This window comes from Methanocalculus sp., from assembly GCF_030651615.1.
GTDB lineage: Archaea > Halobacteriota > Methanomicrobia > Methanomicrobiales > Methanocorpusculaceae > Methanocalculus.
Genome location: NZ_JAUSCG010000126.1, coordinates 1 through 2,689, shown reverse-complemented (window position 1 = coordinate 2,689; position 2,689 = coordinate 1). Strand labels below are relative to the sequence as shown.

The 2,689-nt window shown below is 46.5% G+C and carries 5 protein-coding genes; 4 read left to right on the top strand and 1 reads right to left on the bottom strand.

Annotation, left to right across the window (positions count from 1 at the left end):
• The first annotated feature begins 82 nt into the window (after positions 1-82).
• The 4 genes from Q7V06_RS05575 to Q7V06_RS05560 all read left to right on the top strand — a co-directional run bounded on the left by Q7V06_RS05575 (position 83) and on the right by Q7V06_RS05560 (position 2,198).
• Complete coding sequence (locus Q7V06_RS05575; protein ID WP_304839264.1) at positions 83-256, top strand: 4Fe-4S binding protein; 174 nt, start codon at positions 83-85, stop codon at positions 254-256.
• 83 nt (positions 257-339) lie between these two features.
• On the top strand, positions 340-1,359 hold the full coding sequence (gene asd, locus Q7V06_RS05570; protein ID WP_304839262.1) for an aspartate-semialdehyde dehydrogenase: 1,020 nt from the start codon (positions 340-342) through the stop codon (positions 1,357-1,359).
• 8 nt (positions 1,360-1,367) lie between these two features.
• Complete coding sequence (gene albA, locus Q7V06_RS05565; protein WP_304839259.1) at positions 1,368-1,643, top strand: DNA-binding protein Alba; 276 nt, start codon at positions 1,368-1,370, stop codon at positions 1,641-1,643.
• A gap of 87 nt (positions 1,644-1,730) precedes the next feature.
• A complete protein-coding gene (locus tag Q7V06_RS05560) occupies positions 1,731-2,198 on the top strand; it encodes a hypothetical protein (RefSeq protein ID WP_304839256.1) in 468 nt (155 codons plus the stop codon).
• A gap of 16 nt (positions 2,199-2,214) precedes the next feature.
• Here the strand turns inward: Q7V06_RS05560 and Q7V06_RS05555 are convergent.
• Positions 2,215-2,689 (bottom strand): RNB domain-containing ribonuclease (locus Q7V06_RS05555; protein WP_304839254.1); only part of this gene is annotated, 475 nt, incomplete at its 5' end.

Here is a 2,689-nt window from a genome sequence, read left to right as displayed (position 1 = left end):
AAGTCCTCGGGCTCGATTCAAAATTGTAATATCGAAATCTATTTCTTATATTTTTCATAAAAAGAGTAATGGAGGAATCCGATTGGTAGCTGTTGTTGATAAGGAGAAGTGTACAGGTTGTGAAACATGTGTGGATGTCTGTCCGACTGCCGCCATCTCAATGAATAATGAGAAGGCAGTTGTTGATGCAGATACCTGTGTTGACTGTGAAACCTGTGTGGATGAATGCCCATCTGAAGCAATTCATATGGAATAATACACTCTTTCCTTTTTGGGGAGGGGTTTGAAAAAATAAAAACTCTAACCTTAAATATATTCTCACCCTTACTTCTTTTACTCATGATCAATGTTGGAGTTCTTGGTGCTACAGGTGCCGTTGGACAGCGGTTCGTTCAGTTGCTTGCGAATCACCCATGGTTTCATCTCACAACACTCACCGCATCTGAACGGAGTGCTGGGAAACCCTATGGGCGGGTCGTCAACTGGAGGCTGGACGCTCCCTTCCCGGAGGCAGTAGCAGATAGTGTTGTCAGCCCGACAACGGTAGAGGCAGTAAAAGATCTCGATATCGTCTTCTCTGCTCTTCCTGCAGACATTGCAAAGCCGCTTGAGTCGGAGATTGCCGATGCAGGCGTTATCGTCTGCAGTAATGCTTCATCTCACCGGATGGATCCGACTGTGCCTCTCTTGATTGCAGAGATTAATCCCGATCATATTGGTCTTATCGATCTTCAGCATGACCGCGGGAGAGATGGTTGTATCGTGACAAATCCAAACTGTTCGACCATCATGCTCACCTGCTCTCTCGCCCCCCTCATGAGACATGGAGTTCGTGATGTAAAAGTCGCGACACTTCAGGCGATATCCGGTGCCGGGTTTGAAGGAATCCCGGGGATGGCCATATATGATAACGTCATCCCTTACATCGGATCAGAAGAGGAGAAGATGGAGGCAGAACCAAAAAAGATCCTGGGTACATTCAACGGAGCTGAGATCATACCGGCAACATTTCCGATCAGTGCAAGCTGTAACAGGGTGCCGGTAATAGACGGTCATCTCCTCTCGGTCTGGGTTGATGCGGGATGTAGCCTTTCAGAGGCAAAAGAGGCGTTCAAAAGCTGGAGAGCCCCCTTTATCGGGCTCCCAACCCAGCCCAAAGAGACCCTCCATATCTTTGAAGAGCAGCCGGATCGTCCACAGACACGTCTCGACCGAAACAGGGGTGATGGGATGACGGTATCAGTCGGACGAATTCGGGAGGGCATCCGTTATACCGCCATGGGGCATAATACCATCAGAGGGGCTGCAGGCTCTTCAGTACTGAATGCTGAATTATTAAAGACAAAGGGATATATCTGAGGGATCATATGCAGACAGATAACACAGTATTCGTTGGTAACAAGCCGGTCATGAATTATGTACTGGCAGTTGTGACACAGTTCAATAATGGCGCAGATCTGGTTGCTATCAAAGCACGGGGAAAAGCAATCTCCCGGGCGGTTGATACCGCTGAGATCTCATTAAACCGTTTTCTCGAGGGTGTCGGAAAAAAAGAGATATCCACAGCAACCGAAGAGATTGAGACAGATACCGGCAGAACAAATGTATCGAGTATTGAGATCATCCTCACCAGATCGCTCTGAATTGAGCATGATCGTTTCAACAACTTTTTTTAATGGTTACGTTATCCAACCAGAAACACTATATTTAAATAAAACATATAGTATATCATGAGAACAGGCATTATACTCGCATTTTTCATGCTTCTTTGCAGTTGCTGTATGCCTGTTGCCGCTCAGACAGACTCACGGTACAGTTATATTACCTTCGATTCCGTGGATATTTCTCTGGAAGAGACAAAGGCAACCGTGACTGTTGATTATTCAATCGACTCAGGTGTTCAGATACTTGTGATGTTCCTTGGCAATCAGGATCTGAAGAATAAAATAGAGCGGGCAATGAACTTCAAGGGAGCTACTGTTAAAACAGCAGACCAGAATCGTGCTGTTCTTGAGGTCGAGTCAGCCTCATATGATTATGGAGATAAATCATACTGGTTCCCTCTTCACACGTTTCTGGTAACAATACCAAAAGTAACCATTCAGACACCACAGACAACAAGAGAGATGTTTATGGTGCAGGAAATGAATGAAGGGATCGGCTATTTCGCGAAGATACAGCCACAACAGGAAAAATAATGATCCCTTCACCCATCTAGATTCGCTCAAAGTCGATGAATCCATTCTCAGGATCTGTCTTCAACAGGCGTACCCTGACTTTACGGCCGATTTTTAGTCCTCCTTCATTCATCATGACCCGACCTTCAACCGGGGGATCAATGATCCTGACATAGGTTCCTTTATCAGCGGCCCCGGTAACAAGGCCTTCAAAAATCTCACCGATCCGATCTTGCAGAAGGACTGCGGCTGCCACTTTTCTCATGAACCGCTCGACCTTCTTTGAAGCCTTCTCGGTAGCTGAGAGGTGTTCTGCCAGACCGTTTAATTCATCAAAAGTATAGGGTGCAGGGCTCTTTTTGAGTATCGCTTTTGCAAGTCGCTGGATGATCAGATCTACATACCGGCGGTTTGGTGCAGTTCCATGCGTATAATCCGTGACTGCGAGGGCAAAATGGCCGACTGATTCTTCGTTTGGACCAACTGCGATATACTCTCCAGGTCCGATGAGC

Coding starts and splice junctions, on each gene's coding strand:
- asd (WP_304839262.1), top strand. CDS start 340: ATGATCAATGTTGGAGTTCTTGGTGCTACAGGTGCCGTTGGACAGCGG.
- albA (WP_304839259.1), top strand. CDS start 1,368: ATGCAGACAGATAACACAGTATTCGTTGGTAACAAGCCGGTCATGAAT.
- Q7V06_RS05560 (WP_304839256.1), top strand. CDS start 1,731: ATGAGAACAGGCATTATACTCGCATTTTTCATGCTTCTTTGCAGTTGC.